A 19,714-nucleotide genomic window follows, 5' to 3' on the forward strand; every position below is an offset into this window, starting at 1 on the left:
GGAGCGGACGGCTAGCCTCCTCGCATGGCTCTCAACACGTCGCCCGAGGCGCCGGTCCCCGTCGGCGAGGTGTCGCGGCTGATCGGCGGATGGATCGACCGGCTCGGCGCCGTATGGGTCGAGGGGCAGATCACCCAGCTGTCCCGGCGGCCCGGCGCGGGCGTGGTGTTCCTGACCCTGCGCGATCCCTCGTACGACATCTCGATCACCGTGACCTGCTTCCGCGGTGTCTTCGACCAGGTGGCGGACGCGGTGGGCGAGGGCGCCCGGGTGGTGGTGCACGGCAAGCCGGAGTGGTACGCGCCGCGCGGCCAGCTCTCGCTGCGGGCCGCGGAGATCCGGCCGGTCGGGGTCGGCGAGCTGCTGGCGCGGCTGGAGCGGCTGAAGAAGTCGCTGGCCGCCGAGGGGCTGTTCGCGGCCGAGCGGAAGAAGCCGCTGCCCTTCCTGCCGGCGCTGATCGGACTGGTCACCGGCCGTGCCTCGGCCGCCGAGCGGGACGTGCTGGAGACGGCCCGGCAGCGCTGGCCCGCCGTCCGCTTCGCGGTGCGCAATGTGGCGGTGCAGGGGGTGCACGCGGTGCCGCAGGTGATCGAGGCGGTACGGGAGCTGGACGCCGATCCGGCGGTGGACGTGATCATCGTGGCCCGGGGCGGCGGCAGTGTCGAGGACCTGCTGCCGTTCTCCGACGAGCAGCTGGTGCGGGCGGTGGCCGGCTGCGTCACCCCGGTGGTCTCGGCCATCGGGCACGAGCCGGACACCCCGCTGCTGGACCTGGTGGCCGATCTGCGCGCCCGGACGCCCACGCACGCCGCCAAGGACGTCGTCCCGGACGTGCGCGAGGAGCTGGAGCGGGTGCGGCAGCTCGGCGAGCGCGCGCGGCGGGCGGTGGAGGTGCTGCTGGAGCGGCAGGAGCGGGGGCTGGCCGACACGGTGAGCCGTCCGGTGCTGGCCCGGCCGTACACCATGGTCACCGAGCGCGAGGAGCAGGTCGGGGCGCTGCTGGAGCGGGGCCGCCGCACCTTCGGGCATCTGCTGGCGCGGGCCGAGGCGGAGCTGGAGCACACCACCGCCCGGGTCGTCGCGCTCTCGCCCGCGGCGACGCTCAAGCGGGGCTACGCGGTGCTGCGGCGGGCCGACGGGAGCGTGGTGCGGGCGGCGGAGGAGGTGGCGGACGGCGAGGAGCTGCGTGCCCGGCTCGCCGAGGGCGAGTTGCGGGTGGTCGCGCGGCAGACGGATGAGCGGGCGGCGGAGGACGGGTGAGCGGACCGCGGCGTGCGGGCCGTACAGGGCGTGCGGGGATGTCCCGGGGTTGTCCGACACCGGCTCTAGGCTGGGGCGCATGACGGACACGAGTACCCCGCCGGCCGGGGAGCCGGGCTACGAGCAGGCGCGTGACGAACTGATCGCGGTGGTCCGCCGCCTGGAGGCGGGCGGCTCGACGCTGGAGGAGTCGCTCGCGCTGTGGGAGCGCGGCGAGGAGCTGGCCGCGGTCTGCCGCCGCCGGCTGGAGGGTGCCCGGGCCCGGCTGGACGCGGCGCTGGCCGCGGAGGACGACGGACCGCCCGGCGGAGCGGCCGGGGAGGCGGACGGGGCCGGGGAGACGGACGGGGCCGGGGAGACGGAGGACGAGGCGCCGGGGATGTGACCGCCGCCGTGTGACCGCCGCCGTGTGACCGGGTCGGCGGTTGAATGGTTGAGCGCTCACCTTTAGGGTGGTTGGTGCACGTTTCAGCAGTTTTTCCGACCCCACCCGGAGGCCCCCGTGAGCCTGGCCCTCGACGCCGCCGCCCAGGACCTGCTCTTCCGTGAGGCGCACACCGCCCACGCCTTCACCGACGAACCGGTGACCGACGAGCAGCTCCGGGCGGTCCACGACCTGGTGAAGTACGGGCCGACCGCCTTCAACCAGTCGCCCCTGCGCCTCACCCTGGTCCGCTCCCCCGAAGCCCGGGAGCGGCTGGTGGCGCTGCTGAGCGAGGGCAACCGGGCCAAGACCGCGGCCGCGCCGCTGACCGCGATCGTCTCGGTGGACCTCGACTTCCACGAGCGGCTGCCGGAGCTGCTCCCGCACGCTCCGGGCCTGAAGGACCGGTTCTTCTCCGAGCTCCCGGTCCGTGAGAGGACCGGCTCCTTCAACGCCGCGATCCAGCTCGGCTACCTCATCGTCGGCATCCGCGCCGCCGGGCTGGCCGCCGGCCCGATGACCGGCTTCGACGCCGAGGGCATCGACAAGGAGTTCTTCGGCGACGGCCGCCACAAGGTGCTGGCCGTGGTCAACATCGGCCGGCCCGGCCCCGGCTCCTACCGCCCCCGGTCGCCGCGGCCGGCCTACGAGGACGTCGTCACCACCGTCTGACACCCGGCCCGGCTCCCGCCGTCCCGGCCGCCGCCGATCAGCCCTCTCAGCGCCCTCTCAAGCCCGCTCAGCCTTCCGAGGTCTCGAGCGCGGCGGCCAGCCGGGTGAGGCTGCCGAGCGGCGCGGTGCCCGTGACCACCGTGGTCACCCCGGGCTCCCGCCGCACCAGCGCGTCGTACTTCGGTCCCTCGTAGTGCTCCCACTCCTCGCCGCCGGCCGTCCGGTTCCGCCCGGTCGGCTCCGCCCCGTGGGTGACCTTCGTGATGAACTTCTCCGGCCTGCCGTCGCTCTGCTTGACGGCCGCGTACTCGTTGTCCGGATCCATGAAGCCCAGATGCCACACGGCCCCCTGGTCGCTCTGCGCCTCGTAGTCCACCGAGGTGGCCCGCCAGTCCGCGGGCAGCCCCACCGGCGCGGCCACCGGGTACGGCGCCGCGCGCCGGGCCGTGACCAGCTCCACGTCGTAGCTGATCGGGCGGACCGGGTCCAGGGAGTCGTCGTGCGGGATGAACAGGTACGCGATGCCGGCGCCCAGGAGGACCACCAGCATCGACAGCACCATGTCCCGTGCCGTCTGTCTGCCGCGCTTGCTGCTTGCCACCCTCCCATGGTCCCCCATCCCGGCACCGGTCCGGAGCGGCACCCCCCGAAGGCGGCATGAGCGCTCATCCGTGGGGCACCCTGCTCACTTGACAAGTCCCTCGATAAGGTCGGAGCACCCTCAAACGGCCGTCGCGTTCGGACGCCGTACAGACGTGCAGAAAGGTGCGTCACGATGACCGATCACCACCATCTCCCCTCCCAGCTCGAAGTCAGCCCCGAGGCTCCCGACCGCAACCTCGCCCTCGAACTCGTCCGGGTGACCGAGGCGGGCGCCATGGCCTCGGGCCGCTGGGTCGGCCGCGGTGACAAGAACGGCGCGGACGGCGCCGCCGTGAAGGCCATGCGCACCCTGGTCTCCACCGTCTCGATGAACGGCGTGGTCGTCATCGGGGAGGGGGAGAAGGACGAGGCCCCGATGCTCTACAACGGCGAGCGGGTGGGCGACGGGACCGGCCCGGAGTGCGACGTGGCCGTGGACCCGGTGGACGGCACGACGCTGACGGCCAAGGGCATGGGCAACGCGGTGTCGGTACTGGCGGTGGCCGAGCGCGGCTCGATGTTCGACCCCAGCGCCGTGTTCTACATGGACAAGCTGGTCACCGGCCCGGAGGCGGCGGAGTTCGTCGACATCACGGCCCCGCCCGCGGTCAACATCCGCCGGGTGGCCAAGGCCAAGGGCCGCTCCCCGGAGGACGTCACGGTGGTGATCCTCGACCGGCCCCGGCACGACGGCGTCGTGAAGGAGGTCCGGGAGGCGGGCGCCCGGATCAAGTTCATCGCGGACGGCGACGTCGCGGGTGCGATCATGGCCGCCCGGGAGGGCACCGGTGTCGATCTGCTGCTGGGGATCGGCGGCACGCCGGAGGGAGTCATCTCGGCCTGCGCGATCAAGTGCCTGGGCGGTGTCGTCCAGGGCAGGCTGTGGCCGAAGGACGACGAGGAGCGGCACCGGGCACTGGACGCGGGCCACGACCTGGACCGGGTGCTGACCACCGACGACCTGGTCAGCGGCGACAACGTCTTCTTCGTCGCCACCGGGGTCACCGACGGCGAGCTGCTGCGCGGGGTGCGCTACCGCGGGGAGACCGCCGCCACCCAGTCGCTGGTGATGCGGTCGAAGTCCGGCACGATCCGGCTGATCGACTCCACCCACCGGCTGTCGAAGCTCCGCGCCTACAGCGCCATCGACTTCGACCGGGCGAGCTGACGGGGCGGGCCGGCCCTTCGCCGGTGCGACGGGCCGGCCCGCCCCGTCAGGCGATACGGGACACCGGCGCGGGCTGCACCGCGTCGGTGTCGCGGCGGCGGCGCCGGGCGAGCATCACCCTGCGCTCGGCCGCCGTCAGGCCGCCCCACACCCCGTACGGCTCGGGCTGGAGCAGCGCGTGCTCACGGCAGTCGACGAGCACGGGACAGCGCGCGCAGACACGTTTGGCCGCCTGCTCCCGGGAAAGACGGGCGGCTGTGGGCTCCTTGGAGGGCGCGAAGAACAGCCCGGCCTCGTCCCTGCGGCAGACCGCCTCGGAGTGCCACGGCCCGGCTTGTTCCCGTGCGGACGTGCGCTGGACAGGGACGGCGGCGGCCTGCAGGGACTGATGCGGCATTGGCAGCACGGGTCTACTCCTGACGACGGGCTACGGCTGTTCGATCTGTCGATTGAGTCACCTTGATCCGCCTGGCTGCGCACGGCGGTTCGCGCTGCGGCCGTACGAGAGACGATGCATCCGGCCTACCCACTGTGCGCGCGCTTATGCATACGGTGGCGTATCACCGGAGGCCCTTGCTCCGCCTCCATCCGGGACCCGCTGGCCGCCCTCCGGACGGCGGTCCGCGGGCCGTGGCATCGGAGGCGGGATTCCCTTCCGCGAACGTCCGGCGGGCGGCCCGCCGGACGGCCGCCGCCCGCCGGGTGACCGGAACCGCCGGGTGCCGGCCGAGCCGGCCCCCGGGGCGCGGGCCGCCCTCTCCCCCGGGGCGCACACCGCCGCCGGGGCGGCCGCGGCGGTCATGACGGCGGACCGGAACCCGGAGTACGGCCTGCTCGCCCGGGACCGCGCATGAACGTCCGGGCGCCCCGGCCTGACGCGGAACGGCTTCGAGCCGTGCTCCCCCGGCCGTCCGCGGCGTCCGCGGCGGCCGGGGCTGTGCCGGCGGGGGCCGGCGGGGGCCGGCGTATCCCCGGTCCTCAGGGCAGCAGGAGCTCGAACCACACCACCTTGCCGGTGCTCAGCCGGGTGGCGCCCCAGCGCCGGGCGAGCCGGTTGACCAGGTACAGCCCCCGGCCGCCCTCGTCCGTGGCCCGCGCCTGCCGCAGCCTGGGCAGCTGCGGCACGTCGTCCCCGACCTCGCAGCGCAGGGTGTCGGTGCGCAGCAGCCGCAGCGTGATGGGCCGCTCGGCGTACCGCACGGCGTTGGTGACCACCTCGCTGACCAGCAGCTCGACCGAGTCCGTCAGCTCCTCCAGGTCCCACCGCTCCAGCGCGCGCCGCGCCAGCCGGCGGGCCTGCCGCGCGGTCTGGGCGCGCGGGTCGAGGTACCAGTACGCCACGTCGCTGGGCGGGATCCCGTCGAAGCGGGCCGCCAGCAGCGCGATGTCGTCGTCCCGGTCGCCGGGGCCGAGGATGTCCAGCACCTCGTCGCACAGCGGTTCCAGCGGCGGCGGGGTGTCCGGGCGGGTCAGCCCGGCCGTCTCGGTGAGCTTCTCGCGCAGCTGCTCGATACCGGTCCACACGTCCCGGTGGCGGGACTCCACCAGCCCGTCGGTGTAGAGCAGCAGCGTGGCCCCGGCGGGGGCGTCCAGCTCCACCGCCTCGAAGTCCACCCCGCCCACCCCGATGGGCGCGCCGGCGGGGATGTGGAGTACCTCCGCCCGGCCGTCGCGGTACAGCAGCACCGGCGGCGGATGCCCGGCGTTGGCCACCACGATCCGGTGCGCGACCGGGTCGTAGACGGCGTACAGGCAGGTCGCCATGCGGTCGGAGCCGAGGCGCTGGGCCTGTTCGTCCAGGTGGTGCAGCACCTCCTGGGGCGGCAGGTCCAGCCCCGCCAGGGTCTGCGCGGTGGTCCGCAGCTGGCCCATGATCGCCGCGGAGGTCATGGAGTGGCCCATGACGTCCCCGACGACCAGGGCCACCCGGCCACCGGGCAGCGGTATCGCGTCGTACCAGTCGCCGCCCACCCGGGCGGTCTCGGCGGCCGGCAGGTACCGGCTGGCCAGCGTCACCCCGACCGGCTGGGGCAGCACGTCGGGGAGCATGGTGCGCTGGAGCTCGTCGGCGATGTACGCCTCACGGCCGTAGAGCACCGCCTTGTCCACGCCCAGCGCCGTGTGGGTGGCCAGCTGGGCGGCGACCAGCAGGTCGTCGGCGTCGAAGACGGCCCGGTCCGGGCGGCGCAGGAAGACGGCCGCGCCGATCACCCGGCGCCGGCCGCGCAGCGGGGCCAGGATCACCCGGCGCCCGCCCGGCACCTCGCAGCCGGAGCCGAGCAGCTCGGGCAGCGCCCCGCGGGCGGTGGGCACGTCGCCGAACACCGGCCGCACCCCGCGCAGCACCTCGGCCAGCGCGCCGCCGCCGCGCACCTCGACCAGCTCCGTCGCCCCGCCCCCGGTCCCGTCCGGCGGGACGGCCGGCAGCGGCAGCGGGAACTCGCCGGTGTCGGAGGCCTCCGCCTCGGCGCCGGCCGGGACGGGCGGCTGGGCTGCGTAGTCCGGCAGCCGGTCGGTACGGCGCAGCCGCAGCACGGCGGGACCGGCGGGGCGCTCGTCCCCGACCGGCAGCGGGTCGCGCAGATAGACCAGGATCGCGTCGGCGAACGCGGGCACGGTGGCCCGGCACAGACCGAGCACGGTCTCGTCCAGGTCCACGCCGCGGGCGATGCGCCGGGTGGCGGCGCCCACGAACCGCAGCCGGTCGCCGCCGCGCCGCTCCTGCTCGGCCCGCTCGTCCCCGCCGGGGTGTACGCCGGGGTGTCCGGCCGTGCCGGGCGCGGTGTCCGGGGCGGTGTCCTCCGGGGTGCCGGGGCGGCTGCGGCCGCCCGGTTCCGGTTCGGGGGCGCCGCCGGCCGGGCGGGCGTGGCCGGTGTCCTGGGCGTGCTCCGCCTCCGGCGGCTGGGCCGGAGCGCTGTGCGGGACGTCCTGGGAGGCGGCCGTGAGGCCGGGCGGGTGGCGGTCGCTGTCGCGGGAGCCGGGAAGCGCGGCGGGCGCGGTCCCGGTACGGCCGGCCACGGGCGCGGCCGTCCGCGCGCCGCCGCCCGTCGGCCGGGCGGCGGACTGCTGGGGGGTCGGGTACTCCGTCACGCGTTGGGTTTCCATCCGTCCGGGGCCGCGCATCGGGCGTGCCCAGCGCTTCGAGGGCTGTTCGAGGGCTAGGAGCGTCGGCAGTGCAGGAAGATCTGGATCTCGGGGGGGACGTCCGTGCTGGCCGGTGCGTACGTGAACGACTCCTCCCCGGCGATCTCGAAGCCCGCGTCGCGCACCACCTGGCGCAGTTCGTCCCGTAGATAGCCGGATACCCGGATCGTATTGCCCAGGAACGGAATCGCGAAGTCGTCCACATCCGCTTCGACCATACCCAGTGCCAGCACCCCGCCGGGGTTGAGCTGTCCGTGCAGCATGCGCAGGGCGACGGGGATCTCGTCCCTGGGCAGCATCAGCAGGGCGAAGAAGGCGGTGATGCCGTCGAAGGGCCCCAGGTCGTGGTTCTCCAGATCGGCGATGTCCATCCGGTGGAACTCGGCACCGGGGACGTTGTCCCGGCTGAGCTTGAGCATCCCGGGGGATATGTCGATGCCCGTGACCCGGTGCCCGGCCTCGAAGAGCTGGCGTGCCGTGGGGACCCCGGTGCCGCAGCCGACGTCCAGCACCCGCGATCCGGCGGGCAGCTGCCCGGCCAGCCAGGCGCCCGCGGCGAGCTGCCCCTCCTTGTGCGGGAACGCCTCGTCGTAGCGGTCGCCGATGGCGTCGAAGGCGTCGGCCTGCCCGGCGCGATCGATCGCCGCCCGGTCGCCTTCCGTGTACGCCTGGTTGCCTTCTGTGGTGCTCACGTCTGGGGCTCCTCTCACGGACGTGCGCCATGTCCTTTGTGAGGACCGGGACTTCCGATGCGGCTGAGGGTTTGCGGAGGTCGGGGTGATCCTACGGCCGGCCGCCCGGGGAAACGGCTGGGTTTCACCGAATGCCCAAGGCCATCATGCGAGACGCGGGGGCGCCCTCACCAGCCCTCTCGGCCGTCCGGGTCCGGGGACCGGTCCCAGTCGCCCGGCAGCCGGGGAATCCGCCAGGCGGGGTCGGGGCGCCAGTCCTCCCAGCCGTCCCGGAACGGGCTGTCCCAGGAGCGGACCGCCGCCACGGCCCGCCGTCCCGCGGCCCGCACCCGCGCGGCCCCGTCGGCGTCCAGCAGGCCGACCCGCCGCGCCTGCGCGAACTCGTCCTCGTCCTTCCACTCCCAGCTGCGGTCGGGGTGGACGGCGAGATCCAGGAAGTGGTCCTCGGAGTCGACCCCGCCCGCCCAGCGGCGCAGCGGCTCCTCCAGGTTCACGTACCAGTTCCGGAAACGCCAGTCCCGCTCCCAGAACAGCCACACCGACCAGGGCTCGCCGGGCCGTGCGAGCTTGAGCACACCGGTGCCGGACCAGCGCGAGCGCACGGTGGTGCGCGGCTTGGTGTAGCGGGTGGCGAGCGGTTCCCGGTGCACGGGGGTGCCGTCGGCGAGCCGCGGCCGGACACAGACGGTGCCGGGGGCCACCCAGACGGCGAGCAGCCCGGGGGTGTCGCGGACGACGGTCACCGGGCGGCAGATGTGCGGGGCGGTGCCTCCGTTGGCCCGGTAGCGCCACAGGATGTGCTCTCCGGGCCGCCAGCGGGGGCCGCCCGCCGTTTCCGTGTGCTCCGCCGTGTCCGCCGTCATGGGCGGATATTAGTCCGCGCCGACCGGGGTCCGCCCCGTCCGCCGCTCCGGGCCGGCGGACGGGCCGGCGGACGCAGCGGCGGACGGGAACGGGGGTCAGGGCCGGGTCATGCGGAGCACGTCCAGCGCCTCGTCGAGCTGCTCCCGGGTGAGGTCGCCCCGCTCCACGTAACCGGACTCCAGGACCACCTCGCGGATCGTCTTCCGCTCCGCCAGGGACCGCTTGGCGACCTTCGCGGCCTCCTCGTAGCCGATGTACCTGTTCAGCGGGGTGACCACGGAGGGGGAGGACTCCGCGTACTCGCGGGCGCGCCCGGCGTCCGCCTCGATGCCGTCGACCGTGCGGTCGGCCAGCAGCCGGGAGGCGTTCGCGAGCAGCCGGACGGATTCCAGCAGGTTGCGCGCCATCACCGGGAGCATCACGTTCAGCTCGAAGTTGCCGGACGCCCCGGCCGCCGCCACCGTGGCGTCGTTGCCCGTCACCTGGGCGGCGACCATCAGGACGGCCTCGGGGATCACCGGGTTGACCTTGCCGGGCATGATCGAGGAACCGGGCTGGAGGTCCGGCAGCCGGATCTCGGCCAGCCCGGTGCGCGGGCCCGACGCCATCCAGCGCAGATCGTTGCAGATCTTGGTCAGGCCGACGGCGACCGTCCGGAGCTGTCCGGAGGTCTCCACCAGGGCGTCGCGGGCCCCCTGCGCCTCGAAGTGGTCGCGGGCCTCGGTCAGCGGCAGCCCGGTGGTACGGGCCACCTCCGCGATCACCGCGGCCGAGAAGCCGGGCGGGGTGTTGATGCCGGTGCCCACCGCGGTGCCGCCCAGCGGCAGCTCCGCCAGCCGCGGCAGCGAGGCGCGCAGCCGCTCCACCCCGTACCGCACCTGCGCGGCGTAGCCGCCGAACTCCTGGCCGAGGGTGACGGGCGTGGCGTCCATCAGATGGGTGCGGCCGGACTTGACCACCCCGGCGAACTCGGCGGCCTTGCGCTCCAGCGCCGCCGCCAGGTGCTCCAGCGCCGGGACCAGGTCCGCGGTGACGGCGGCGGTGGCGGCGATGTGGATGGAGGAGGGGAAGACGTCGTTGGAGGACTGGCTGGCGTTGACGTGGTCGTTGGGGTGCACCGGGGCGCCCAGCCGCTCGCTCGCGAGGGTGGCGACGACCTCGTTCATGTTCATGTTGGAGGAGGTGCCGGAGCCGGTCTGGAAGACGTCCACCGGGAAGTGGTCGTCCCAGTGCCCCTCGGCGACCTCGGCGGCCGCCTCGGCGATCGCCCGGGCCTTCTCCTCGTCCAGGACCCCGAGCTCGGCGTTGACCTTCGCCGCGGCCTGCTTGATCCGGGCCAGCGCCTGGATGTGGGAACGCTCCAGACGCCGGCCCGAGATCGGGAAGTTCTCCACGGCGCGCTGGGTCTGCGCCCGCCACTTGGCGTGCGCGGGCACCCGCACCTCGCCCATGGAGTCGTGTTCGGTCCGGTACTCGCCGTTTTCGCTCTCGCTCGTCCCAGTCATGGGGACAAAGCTACGTCCCGGCCGGGGTCAGCTCCCGGGGCGCACCGGGATGGAGGTGACGAAGGGCCTGGCGGGGCCGGGGTCGGTGAAGAAGTCGTTGCCCTTGTCGTCGACGACGACGAACGCGGGGAAGTCCTCGACCTCGATCCGCCAGACCGCCTCCATGCCCAGCTCCTCGTACTCCAGGACCTCCACCTTCCTGATGCAGTCCTGGGCCAGGCGCGCGGCCGGGCCGCCGATGGAGCCGAGGTAGAAGCCGCCGTGCTTCGCGCAGGCGTCGGTGACCTGCCTGCTGCGGTTGCCCTTGGCCAGCATCACGAAGGAGCCGCCCGCCGCCTGGAACTGCTCGACGTAGGCGTCCATGCGGCCGGCGGTGGTCGGGCCGAAGGAGCCGGACGCGTAGCCCTCGGGGGTCTTGGCCGGGCCCGCGTAGTACACGGCGTGGTCGCGCAGGTAGGCGGGCATCTCCTCGCCCGCGTCCAGCCGTTCCTTGATCCTGGCGTGGGCGATGTCGCGGGCGACGACCAGCGGGCCGGTCAGCGACAGCCGGGTCTTGACCGGGTGCTTGGACAGCTCGGCGCGGATCTCGTCCATCGGGCGGTTGAGGTCGATCCGCACCACGCCCTCGTCCTGGACGCCGTCGAGTGCGTTGCCGAGCTCGGCGTCGGTGGTGTCGGGCAGGAAGCGCGCCGGGTCCCTCTCCAACTGCTCCAGGAAGACGCCCTCGGCGGTGATCTTCGCCAGCGCCTGGCGGTCGGCGGAGCAGGAGACGGCGATGGCCACCGGGCAGGAGGCGCCGTGCCTCGGCAGCCGGACGACGCGCACGTCGTGGCAGAAGTACTTGCCGCCGAACTGGGCGCCGATGCCGAGCTGCTGGGTCAGCTCGAAGACCTTCTCCTCCATCTCCGGGTCGCGGAAGCCGTGGCCGGCCGGGGAGCCTTCGGTGGGCAGGGCGTCCAGGTAGTGCGCGGAGGCGTACTTGGCCGTCTTGAGGGCGTACTCGGCGGAGGTGCCGCCGATCACGACCGCCAGGTGGTACGGGGGGCAGGCGGCGGTGCCCAGGGAGCGGATCTTCTCCTCCAGGAAGCGCATCATGGCCGCCTCGTTCAGCACGGCCTTGGTCTCCTGGTAGAGGAAGGACTTGTTGGCGCTGCCGCCGCCCTTGGCCATGAACAGGAACTTGTAGGCGTCGCCGTCGGTGGCGTAGAGCTCGATCTGCGCCGGGAGGTTGGTGCCGGTGTTGCGCTCCTCCCACATGGTCAGCGGGGCCAGCTGGGAGTAGCGCAGGTTGAGCTGCGTGTACGCGTCGTGGATGCCGCGCGAGAGGGCCGCCTCGTCGTGCCCTGCCGTCAGCACGTTCTGGCCGCGCTTGCCCATCACGATCGCGGTGCCGGTGTCCTGGCACATCGGGAGCACCCCGGCGGCGGCGATGTTGGCGTTCTTCAGCAGGTCCAGCGCGACGAAGCGGTCGTTGGCCGACGCCTCGGGGTCGTCCAGGATGCGGCGGAGCTGGGCCAGGTGCGCGGGGCGCAGGAAGTGGGAGATGTCGCGGACCGCCTCGGCGGCCAGCAGGCGCAGCGCCTCCGGCTCGACCTTCAGGAAGGTCCGCCCGCCCGCCTCGAACGTGCTGACGCCCTCGGCGGTGACCAGGCGGTACGGGGTCTCGTCCGCGCCCAGCGGCAGCAGGTCCGTGTAGGAGAACGCCGGGGAGTCCGGGCGGGGGGTCGCTGCGGCGTTCGGGCGGGGGTCGGCAGACATGGGGTGGTCCGTTCCTTTCGCTGGCGGCCGGTGGCTGGCGGCGCCTCACAGCGTAAGACCCCGGCCGGCCGGCGGCCGGTGTGAGGTCGGGCTCACCCGGCGGCCCCGGCTTCCGCGGGATCGTCCGGCACCGCCCCTGGTCGCGATGTATCGCGTTCGCTAGGCTGGCCGGGTGGACGAGAAGACCTCGCTGCGGAAGCAGCCAGCCGAACGGTCCGCCGCGCCCCCGGCCGCACCGCCCGCCGCACCGCCCGCCGCGCGGGCCGTCGACGAGGCGGACGTACGCGCCTCGGACGCCGACCGCGACCGGATCGCGGAGATCCTGCGCGAGGCGCTCGCGGAGGGCCGGCTGGACACCGAGGAGCACGCCGAGCGGGTCGACGCGGCCTACCGGGCGAAGACGATCGGCGAACTGCGGCCGCTGGTACGCGATCTGCCGGCGGCCCGCACCGGCGCCTTCCGGCCCTCTCCCGCCCCGGCGCCGGAGTCCCGCGGTCCTTCCCCCGGCACGGCCGCACCGTGTCCGCCGTACGGCACGTCGTCCGGCCGGCACCTGCTCGCGATATTCGGTGGGGCCTCGCGCCGGGGGCGCTGGCGGGTGGGTCCGCGGACCAGCGCCCTCGCCCTCTTCGGCGGCATCGAGATCGATCTCACCGAGGCCCTGTTCGACCACCGGGAGGTCGTCATCGACGCCACCGCGATCTTCGGCGGCATCGAGATCAGGGTCCCGGAGAACGTCACCCTGCGCGGCAGCGGCACCGGCATCATGGGCGGCTACGACGTGCGGTCGGCGGAGGCCGAGGACCCGGACGCGCCGGTGGTCGTGGTGCACGGCGCGGCGATCTTCGGCGGGGTGGAGGCCAGGCCCAAGCGGGGCAAGCGCCTGCGCGACCTGCGCCGCTGACGCTCCGTCGGCGGCGTCCGGCCGGAAGACGCACCGTACGGCACGCGCCGCCGCCCGTACGGCCCCCCTCCGTGCGGGCCGTACGGGCGGTGGTCACGCGGCGCGTCACTCGGTGCGCAGTCCGTCCGGGCGCATCATCCGCCACAGCGGCGGCAGGCTGAGGACGGTCACCAGCAGGATCACGCCGCCGCCCAGGCCCGCCATGCCGGCCAGGCTCGCCCAGTTGACCGCGAACGGCTCGGAGACCATCGACAGCAGGATCGCCCCCAGTCCGATCCCGCCGGCGATCGACAGCGCCAGGCCGAGCACCACGGGCAGCGCCGTCTGCCACAGCACCGACCAGGCCAGCGTGGCCCGGCGGGTGCCGAACGCGACCAGCACCGACAGCAGTTTCCGGCGCTCGCGCAACTGCTCCAGGGTGGAGACGATCATGCTGGCGCCGATGAGCAGCAGCACCCCGGTCGCGCCGGCGTACAGGGCGCGCTGGATGAGCGCGAACCTGTCGGCGGTGTCGCTGTCCGTCAGCTCCACCACGATGGTGCGGGGGGAACCGGGCTCCACGGCGTTGCGCACGTACTCCGCCGCGTCGGGCACCGACGGGTCGAGCCGCACCAGGACCTCGACCCGCCCGTCCTTCAGCCGGGAGGGATCGAGTGCCCCCGGGGTGGCGAGAACACCCTCGGTGAGGTTGCCCGAGGGATCGTTCCGGGGCTCGGCGTCGCGGACGTCGGCGGGGACGGTCCACGGGTCCGGGTCACCGATCCGGACCTCTTCCTCCTCCTCCGGCAGGTACTCCGGGATGTTCAGGTCGAGCCGCGCACCGGGGCGGGAGCCGACGCCCTCCCGGTCGGTCGTGAAGACGTCCCCGTCCGTACAGGAGCCGACGCGGGCCAGCTCCGTCAGGACGGCGCAGTCCGCCACGGTGACCTGCGTGTACACCGGGTCGCCGCCTCCCTCGCCGGGCATCGGGACATGGACCTCGGTGCTGCCCAGCGCCTGGCGCACCCCCCGGGTGTCCGCGAGCCGCCCGGTCAGCCCGGCGGCGCTCGCGCCGCTCTCGGTGTGGTCGATGATCTGCAGCTGGGCGCGGCCGGTGTCCTGGCCGGTCGGCCTGGTGTACTCCTCCTCCGCCGCGCCGAACAGCATCTGGATGGCGATGGCCCCGGCGACGGCGACCGTGATGCCGCTGACCGCGCGGGCCGCCGCTCCGCTGTCGAGCTGGAGCCGGCGGACGGCGAGCTGGAAGGGGAGTGACCCGCCCCGCAGCCGCGAGACGACCCACTCGATCAGCCAGGGCAGCACGGCGGCGACACCGACCAGCAGCAGCAGGACGCCCGCGGCGACGGTGTAGGTGGCGAGCGCCCCGCCGTCGGGGTCCATCCCGTCGAGCAGGGGGGACAGCAGCAGCAGTCCGGCCACGGGCGGCAGCAGCCGCCACCACAGCCGACGCCTGCGGACTCCGGAGCCGCGCACCACGCCGAGCGGCTCGATGGCGACGCCGCGCAGTGCCAGCAGGGTGACGGCCACCGCGGCGACGGGCACGGCCAGCAGGATCAGCGTGGCCAGCAGGGCGCTGGGCCGGACGTCGGACGGGAAGACGCTGATGTCGAAGAGCGTGACCTGGCCGATCAACTGACGGGCCGGCAGGAACAGCGCGATGCCCACGAGCAGCCCGAGGAGGGCCCCGACGAGGGCCTCCCCCGCGGCGATGCGCCGCACCGTCCGGCTGTCCGCGCCGACCAGCCGCAGCGCGGCGAGCCGGCGGTCCCGGCGTTCGCCGCCGAAGCGCACGGCCGTGGCGACGAACACCCCGACCGGGAGCAGCAGCACCACACAGGTGACGATCACCAGTAGCAGCAGGAAGGGGTCCAGGGGCTCCTCCGCGCTGTTCATGCCGAAGCGGTCGATGCGGAAACCGGAGCCGTCCGCCGTGGAGAGTTTGTCGGTACCCGCCAGATAGGTGAGCTCGTCCGGGCCGCGCAGCCCCTCCTCGCCGATGGTGCCGATGATCCGCTGAGGCAGCCGCTCCCGCAGGAGCTCTCCCTCGGGGGAGGTGAGCAGCTCCTTCAGCGGGGGCGAGACGAGCATCTCGCCGGGGCCGGGAGCCTTGTCCACTCCCGGCGGCAGCGGCGGGTCCTCGCCCTCGGGCTGGAGGTACCGGCCGCGGATGTCCTCGCCGCGGAAATCGGTGTCCGCCAGCGTGTACAGGGCGGTGTCCGCGGAGCGCTCGAGCTCGGGCGCCCCGTAGATCTCCCGGGCGTCGGTGCGGGCGTCGCGGGCGGCGAACATGTGGGGCACGGAGGCCGCGATCATCAGCACGGCGACGCCGAGCCCGACGCCGATCGCCGTGAGGACCGTACGGATCCAGCCCTCGCGGCCGCCGGAGAGCGCGAAGCGGGCGCCCATCAGCAGGTCGGCGAGCCGGCCGGCCGCTCCGGCCCCGACGGCCGGCGCGGGCGGCGGGTCCTCGGCGCCGGAGGGCGGTGCGGTGTCCCGGGCCTCCCGCCGGGAGTCCAGTGCCCTCACGCCGCACCCGCCATGTCCCGCACCCGGCCGTCGCGGACCACGATCTCGCGGTCGGAGTAGGCGGCGACCCGGGGCTCGTGGGTGACCAGCACCACGGCGGCGCGGGTGTCCCGGGCGGCCTCGGTCAGCAGCTGCATCACGCGCTCGCCGTTGAGGGAGTCCAGCGCGCCGGTGGGCTCGTCGGCGAAGACCACCCGCGGTCCGGTGACCAGGGCGCGGGCGACGGCGACACGCTGCCCCTGGCCGCCGGATACCTGCCCGGGACGGTGGTGGCGCACGTCGTGCACCTCCAGCCGCTCCAGCCAGCCGGTGGCCTGCCGCTCGGCGTCCTTCCGGCCCATGCCGGTCAACCGCAGCGGCAGGGCGACGTTCTCGACGCAGGTCAGCTCGGGGACGAGCTGGCCGAACTGGAAGATGAAGCCGAACTCGGAGCGGCGCAGGGCGCTGCGCTCGGCGTCCGTCATCGCCGACAGTTCGCGGCCGCGGTAGTGGACCGCGCCGGAGTCGGGGCGGACGATGCCGGCCAGGCAGTGCAGCAGGGTGGACTTGCCGGAGCCGGAGGGGCCCATCACCGCGACGACCTCACCGCCCTGGACGGTGAAGTCCGCGCCGGCCAGGGCGGGGGTGGGGCCGTAGGACTTGTGCAGGTCCACGGCGCTGAGGAACGAGTCGGTGGCGGTCATCCGCGCACCTCCTTGGCGAGTCGGTCAAGACGTGCGGCGGTCATTTCCAGCCAGCGCAGGTCGGCTTCGAGATGGAACAGGGCGTGGTCGCAGATGAGCTGGTCGGCGAGGTCGCCACCCTGCTTGCGCCGGGTCAGCTCGCGCATCAGGCGCAGGTGCTCGGCCCGCTGGACGTCCAGCAGCTCCCCTGCGTCGCGCCCGGTCAGCAGCGCGAGGACGACCTTGGTGTAGAGGACGGACTGCAGATAGGGCTCGGGCTTCTCGGCCCGGCCGAGCCAGCCGACGACATCGGTGATCCCGGCGTCGGTGATGGCGTAGCGCTTGCGCTCGGGACCCCCGCCGGGCTCGACCCCGTCGACCTGGACCAGGCCGTTCTTCAGCAGCCGGGACATGGTCGAGTAGACCTGCCCGTAGTGCAGCGGGCGGTCGTGCCCGAAACGCTCGTCGAAGGCGCGCTTGAGGTCGTAACCGTGGCGGGGCCCGGTCTCCAGAATTCCCAGCAGGGTGTGGCCGATGGACATGACGACGACTGTACACCACGTGTATACACGAGGTGTATACACATGGGCCGTGCAGCGCTTCACTTCTCTGACCAGGCGTTTTCCCGACTTCCGGGCATCCGGTCCGGGTTCAGTCCTCCGCACGGGGAGGGCGGCCCCGGCGGGGATGGGGACGGGCGTCCCCCGGCATCCGGCCGGCCTCGTTCAGCGCCCGGCGCAGCAGGTAGTCGATCTGCGCGTTGGTGCTGCGCAGCTCGTCCGCCGCCCACCTGGCGAGCGCCTCGTGGACCGCCGGATCCAGCCGCAGCAGCACCTGCCTGCGCTCCCGCCGGGGCCGGGGTCCCGGTTCCGGCCCCGGCTCGGAACCGGAACCGGGACCCCGCTGGGACGCCGTCACTGGTACAGCGTCCCGGTGTTGAGGACCGGCTGGGGCGAGCGGTCGCCGCAGAGCACCACCAGGAGGTTGCTGACCATGGCGGCCTTGCGCTCCTCGTCCAGCTCGACGAAGTCCTGCGCGGCGAGCCGGGCGACGGCGTCCTCGACCATGCCGCAGGCACCGTCCACGATCGTCCGGCGCGCCGCGACCACCGCGCCCGCCTGCTGGCGCTGGAGCATCGCGGCGGCGATCTCGGGGGCGTACGCCAGGTGCGTGAAGCGCGACTCGACGATCCGCACGCCCGCCGCCCGCACCCGGGCGGTCAGCTCCACGGCGAGCTTCTCGGTGATCTCCTCGGCGTTGCCGCGCAGCGACAGGCCGCCCTCCTCATGGGCGTCGTACGGGTACTCGATCGCGATGTGCCGCACGGCGGCCTCGGTCTGGGTGGAGACGAACTCCAGGAAGTCGTCCACCTCGAAGGTGGCCTGCGCGGTGTCCTCCACCTGCCAGACGACGACGGCGGCCAGCTCCACCGGGTTGCCGTAGGCGTCGTTGACCTTGAGCACGGCCGTCTCGTGGTTGCGAACCCGGGTGGATATCTTCGCGCGGCTGGTCAGCGGGTTGACCCAGCGCAGTCCGTCCTCGCGGATGGTGCCGGTGTATCGCCCGAAGAGCTGGACCACCCGGGCCTCGCCGGGCGCCACCATGTTGAGCCCCGCCATGGCGAAGAGCGAGCCGACCACCAGCAGCACCCCGAGGACGATCAGCGTCACCCCGGCACCGCCCGAGCCGTCGGCGGCGAGTCCCGCCCCGAGGAAGATGCCACCCACCCCGAGCAGCAGCCCCAGCAGGCCGAGCAGCAGGGCGAGCCCGCCGGGGACGGAGCGGGCGGGCTTCTCCCGCACCCGCGGTGGGGGCATCTGCGGAAGGTCTCCGGCCGTGGACACGGTGTCGGCGGGCATGGCGGTTCCCCGTCTCGTTCTGGTGTGATCTAGCAATGTGATAGCACATTATCTTGGCGGGGCCCGTTCCGGAAGCCCGGGGAAGCCCCGGGAAGCCCCGGGAAAAAGCCGCGGGGGCCCCGCCCGTGCGGCGGAGCCCCCGCAGGAGCCCTCGTGAGACGGCGGAAGTCCCGCCTACCGCTCCGGAGCGCCCGTCCCCGGGCCGTTCTCCCGCGCCACCGCCTGCTGTGACGGCGCCTCACCCGCCGTATCGCCCGCCGCGGCCTCCGGCACCGCGAACTCGGCGGTGGCGCCGTGCGGGACGGCCCCGCCGTGCAGCGCGTTCTGAGCCGTGTACTCGCGCAGATAGCCGACCGCGGAGTTGAGCACCGCCACCACCGGCACCGCCGTCACCGCGCCGGGGATGCCCGCCAGCAGGCTGCCGCCGGTCACCGCCAGCACCACGCCCAGCGGGTGCACCCGCACCAGCCGGCCGAGGATGAAGGGCTGGAGCACATGGCCCTCCAGCTGCTGCACGGCCAGCACCACCGCCAGGACGAGCAGCGCGGTGACCATGCCGTTGGTCACGAAGGCGACCAGGACCGCCAGCGTCCCGGAGGTGAAGGCGCCGACGATCGGGACGAAGGCGGACAGGAAGACGATCACGGCCAGCGGCACCGCCATCGGCACGTCCAGGAAGTAGATGCCGATCCCGATGAAGAAGCCGTCGATGAAGGCCACGATCACCGTGCCGCGCACATAGCTGGTGAGCGTCGTCCACGCCCTCGGCCCGGCACCGGCGATACCGTCCCGCGCGGGCCGGGGCACGAAGTTGAGCGTCCAGTTCCACACCCGCCGGCCGTCGTAGAGCAGGAAGATCGTCACGAACAGCGCCAGCGCCGCGCCGGTGAGGAACTCCACCACGACGGTCACGCCCTGCAGACCGGCGTCGGTGATCGCCTGCGTGTTGCTGCCGACCCAGTCGTTCAGGCTGTCCGCGACGTTGTTGATCTGCTCCTCGGTGACATGGAACGGACCGTCCAGCAGCCAGTTCCGCAACTCCTCGATACCGTCCTGCACCTGGCGGGTGAGCTGGTCGGCGTTCTCCATCACCTGCCAGACCACGAACCAGCCCACCAGCCCCAGCATCGCCACCCCGGCGACGAAGGTGATCGCGGTGGCCGCGCCCTGCCCCACACCCAGCCGCCGCAGCCGGGCGACGGTGGGCTGGAGCAGCGCGGTGAGCAGCAGGCCGACGGCGAAGGCCAGGACCAGCAGGCTGAACGCGCTGATCACCTTCATCAGGACGTAGACCACCCCGGCCAGGATCAGCAGCCGCCACCCCACCTCGGCCGCCACCCGCACCCCCCACGGCACCATGAAGGCGGGGGGCGGCACCGGCGAGGCGGAGGTGCCCGCGGGGGGCGGTGGAACCGGGGGGCCGCCCTCCCCCGCCGGGGCGGAGGAGTGGACGGGCACGGCCGGCGGGGTGTCGTCCGGCTCCTTCCCGGCCCGCGCCAGGCGCTCACTCAGCCGGTCGGCGAGGCGCGACACGCCCTTCCTCAGGCTCTGCAGTCTCGACATGCCGTTTCCTTCGCCCCCTGTGTTCCTTCTGGCCGGTTCTCCGGCCGGCTCCAGTATGGGCCGACCGGCCG

The 19,714-nt window shown here is 73.8% G+C and carries 19 protein-coding genes; 6 read left to right on the forward strand and 13 right to left on the reverse strand.

Annotation, left to right across the window (positions count from 1 at the left end):
* Window positions 1-24: 24 nt before the first annotated feature.
* From xseA to CUT44_RS16270, 3 genes are all read left to right on the forward strand, one after another.
* The gene (xseA, locus tag CUT44_RS16260; RefSeq protein ID WP_100202589.1) at window positions 25-1,260 is read left to right on the forward strand and encodes an exodeoxyribonuclease VII large subunit; all 1,236 of its coding nucleotides are present in this window, start codon (window positions 25-27) and stop codon (window positions 1,258-1,260) included.
* Between the two features lie 79 nt (window positions 1,261-1,339).
* Entirely contained in the window at window positions 1,340-1,645 is a 306-nt protein-coding gene (locus tag CUT44_RS16265) for an exodeoxyribonuclease VII small subunit (RefSeq protein ID WP_100202590.1), read from the forward strand.
* Window positions 1,646-1,762: 117 nt separating this feature from the next.
* On the forward strand, window positions 1,763-2,356 hold the full coding sequence (locus tag CUT44_RS16270) for a malonic semialdehyde reductase (RefSeq protein WP_100202591.1): 594 nt from the start codon (window positions 1,763-1,765) through the stop codon (window positions 2,354-2,356).
* 67 nt (window positions 2,357-2,423) lie between these two features.
* Here the strand turns inward: CUT44_RS16270 and CUT44_RS16275 are convergent, their stop codons facing one another.
* A complete protein-coding gene (locus tag CUT44_RS16275; protein WP_100202742.1) occupies window positions 2,424-2,975 on the reverse strand; it encodes a DUF4245 domain-containing protein in 552 nt (183 codons plus the stop codon).
* 156 nt (window positions 2,976-3,131) lie between these two features.
* On the opposite strand from CUT44_RS16275, the gene glpX reads away from it, so the two are divergent.
* The gene (gene glpX, locus CUT44_RS16280; RefSeq protein WP_100202592.1) at window positions 3,132-4,166 is read left to right on the forward strand and encodes a class II fructose-bisphosphatase; all 1,035 of its coding nucleotides are present in this window, start codon (window positions 3,132-3,134) and stop codon (window positions 4,164-4,166) included.
* A gap of 46 nt (window positions 4,167-4,212) precedes the next feature.
* On the opposite strand, the gene CUT44_RS16285 is transcribed toward glpX, so the two are convergent.
* Window positions 4,213-4,572 carry a WhiB family transcriptional regulator gene (locus CUT44_RS16285; RefSeq protein WP_100202593.1) on the reverse strand — a complete coding sequence of 120 codons (360 nt, stop codon included), beginning with the start codon at window positions 4,570-4,572 and terminating at the stop codon, window positions 4,213-4,215.
* A 313-nt stretch (window positions 4,573-4,885) separates the two neighbouring features.
* Here CUT44_RS16285 and CUT44_RS34545 point away from each other — a divergent pair, with 313 nt between their 5' ends.
* The gene (locus CUT44_RS34545; RefSeq protein ID WP_269846185.1) at window positions 4,886-5,020 is read left to right on the forward strand and encodes a hypothetical protein; all 135 of its coding nucleotides are present in this window, start codon (window positions 4,886-4,888) and stop codon (window positions 5,018-5,020) included.
* A 124-nt stretch (window positions 5,021-5,144) separates the two neighbouring features.
* Here CUT44_RS34545 and CUT44_RS16290 read toward each other — a convergent pair whose 3' ends face one another.
* The 5 genes from CUT44_RS16290 to CUT44_RS16310 all read right to left on the reverse strand — a co-directional run bounded on the left by CUT44_RS16290 (window position 5,145) and on the right by CUT44_RS16310 (window position 12,129).
* On the reverse strand, window positions 5,145-7,289 hold the full coding sequence (locus CUT44_RS16290) for a SpoIIE family protein phosphatase (protein WP_100202594.1): 2,145 nt from the start codon (window positions 7,287-7,289) through the stop codon (window positions 5,145-5,147).
* Window positions 7,290-7,324: 35 nt separating this feature from the next.
* On the reverse strand, window positions 7,325-8,002 hold the full coding sequence (locus CUT44_RS16295) for a class I SAM-dependent DNA methyltransferase (RefSeq protein ID WP_100202595.1): 678 nt from the start codon (window positions 8,000-8,002) through the stop codon (window positions 7,325-7,327).
* 167 nt (window positions 8,003-8,169) lie between these two features.
* Window positions 8,170-8,865, reverse strand: coding sequence for a cytidylyl-2-hydroxypropylphosphonate hydrolase (gene fomD / locus CUT44_RS16300; protein WP_100202596.1), 696 nt, complete (start codon window positions 8,863-8,865; stop codon window positions 8,170-8,172).
* A gap of 96 nt (window positions 8,866-8,961) precedes the next feature.
* Entirely contained in the window at window positions 8,962-10,371 is a 1,410-nt protein-coding gene (locus CUT44_RS16305; protein WP_100202597.1) for a class II fumarate hydratase, read from the reverse strand.
* Between the two features lie 27 nt (window positions 10,372-10,398).
* A complete protein-coding gene (locus CUT44_RS16310; RefSeq protein ID WP_100202598.1) occupies window positions 10,399-12,129 on the reverse strand; it encodes a fumarate hydratase in 1,731 nt (576 codons plus the stop codon).
* A 172-nt stretch (window positions 12,130-12,301) separates the two neighbouring features.
* Here CUT44_RS16310 and CUT44_RS16315 point away from each other — a divergent pair, with 172 nt between their 5' ends.
* Window positions 12,302-13,033, forward strand: coding sequence for a DUF1707 SHOCT-like domain-containing protein (locus tag CUT44_RS16315; protein WP_233221435.1), 732 nt, complete (start codon window positions 12,302-12,304; stop codon window positions 13,031-13,033).
* 105 nt (window positions 13,034-13,138) lie between these two features.
* Here the strand turns inward: CUT44_RS16315 and CUT44_RS16320 are convergent, their stop codons facing one another.
* From CUT44_RS16320 to CUT44_RS16345, 6 genes are all read right to left on the reverse strand, one after another.
* Window positions 13,139-15,559, reverse strand: a complete 2,421-nt coding sequence (locus tag CUT44_RS16320; protein ID WP_233221436.1) for an ABC transporter permease — start codon at window positions 15,557-15,559, stop codon at window positions 13,139-13,141.
* Complete coding sequence (locus CUT44_RS16325; RefSeq protein ID WP_100202599.1) at window positions 15,556-16,242, reverse strand: ABC transporter ATP-binding protein; 687 nt, start codon at window positions 16,240-16,242, stop codon at window positions 15,556-15,558. Before CUT44_RS16325 ends, CUT44_RS16320 begins: the two co-directional genes overlap by 4 nt.
* Entirely contained in the window at window positions 16,239-16,763 is a 525-nt protein-coding gene (locus CUT44_RS16330) for a PadR family transcriptional regulator (protein WP_100202600.1), read from the reverse strand. The genes CUT44_RS16325 and CUT44_RS16330 overlap by 4 nt, the downstream gene beginning before the upstream one ends.
* Window positions 16,764-16,872: 109 nt before the next feature.
* Complete coding sequence (locus tag CUT44_RS16335; RefSeq protein WP_408646749.1) at window positions 16,873-17,139, reverse strand: hypothetical protein; 267 nt, start codon at window positions 17,137-17,139, stop codon at window positions 16,873-16,875.
* Window positions 17,136-18,080: an SPFH domain-containing protein gene (locus CUT44_RS16340; protein ID WP_100202602.1), complete on the reverse strand. Its 945-nt coding sequence runs from the start codon at window positions 18,078-18,080 to the stop codon at window positions 17,136-17,138. Before CUT44_RS16340 ends, CUT44_RS16335 begins: the two co-directional genes overlap by 4 nt.
* Before the next feature lie 174 nt (window positions 18,081-18,254).
* Window positions 18,255-19,643 (reverse strand): AI-2E family transporter, encoded by a 1,389-nt coding sequence (locus tag CUT44_RS16345; protein WP_100202603.1) that lies wholly within the window; start codon window positions 19,641-19,643, stop codon window positions 18,255-18,257.
* Between the last annotated feature and the right edge of the window lie 71 nt (window positions 19,644-19,714).

This window comes from Streptomyces carminius, from assembly GCF_002794255.1.
In the GTDB taxonomy this organism is placed as follows: Bacteria; Actinomycetota; Actinomycetes; order Streptomycetales; family Streptomycetaceae; genus Streptomyces; species Streptomyces carminius.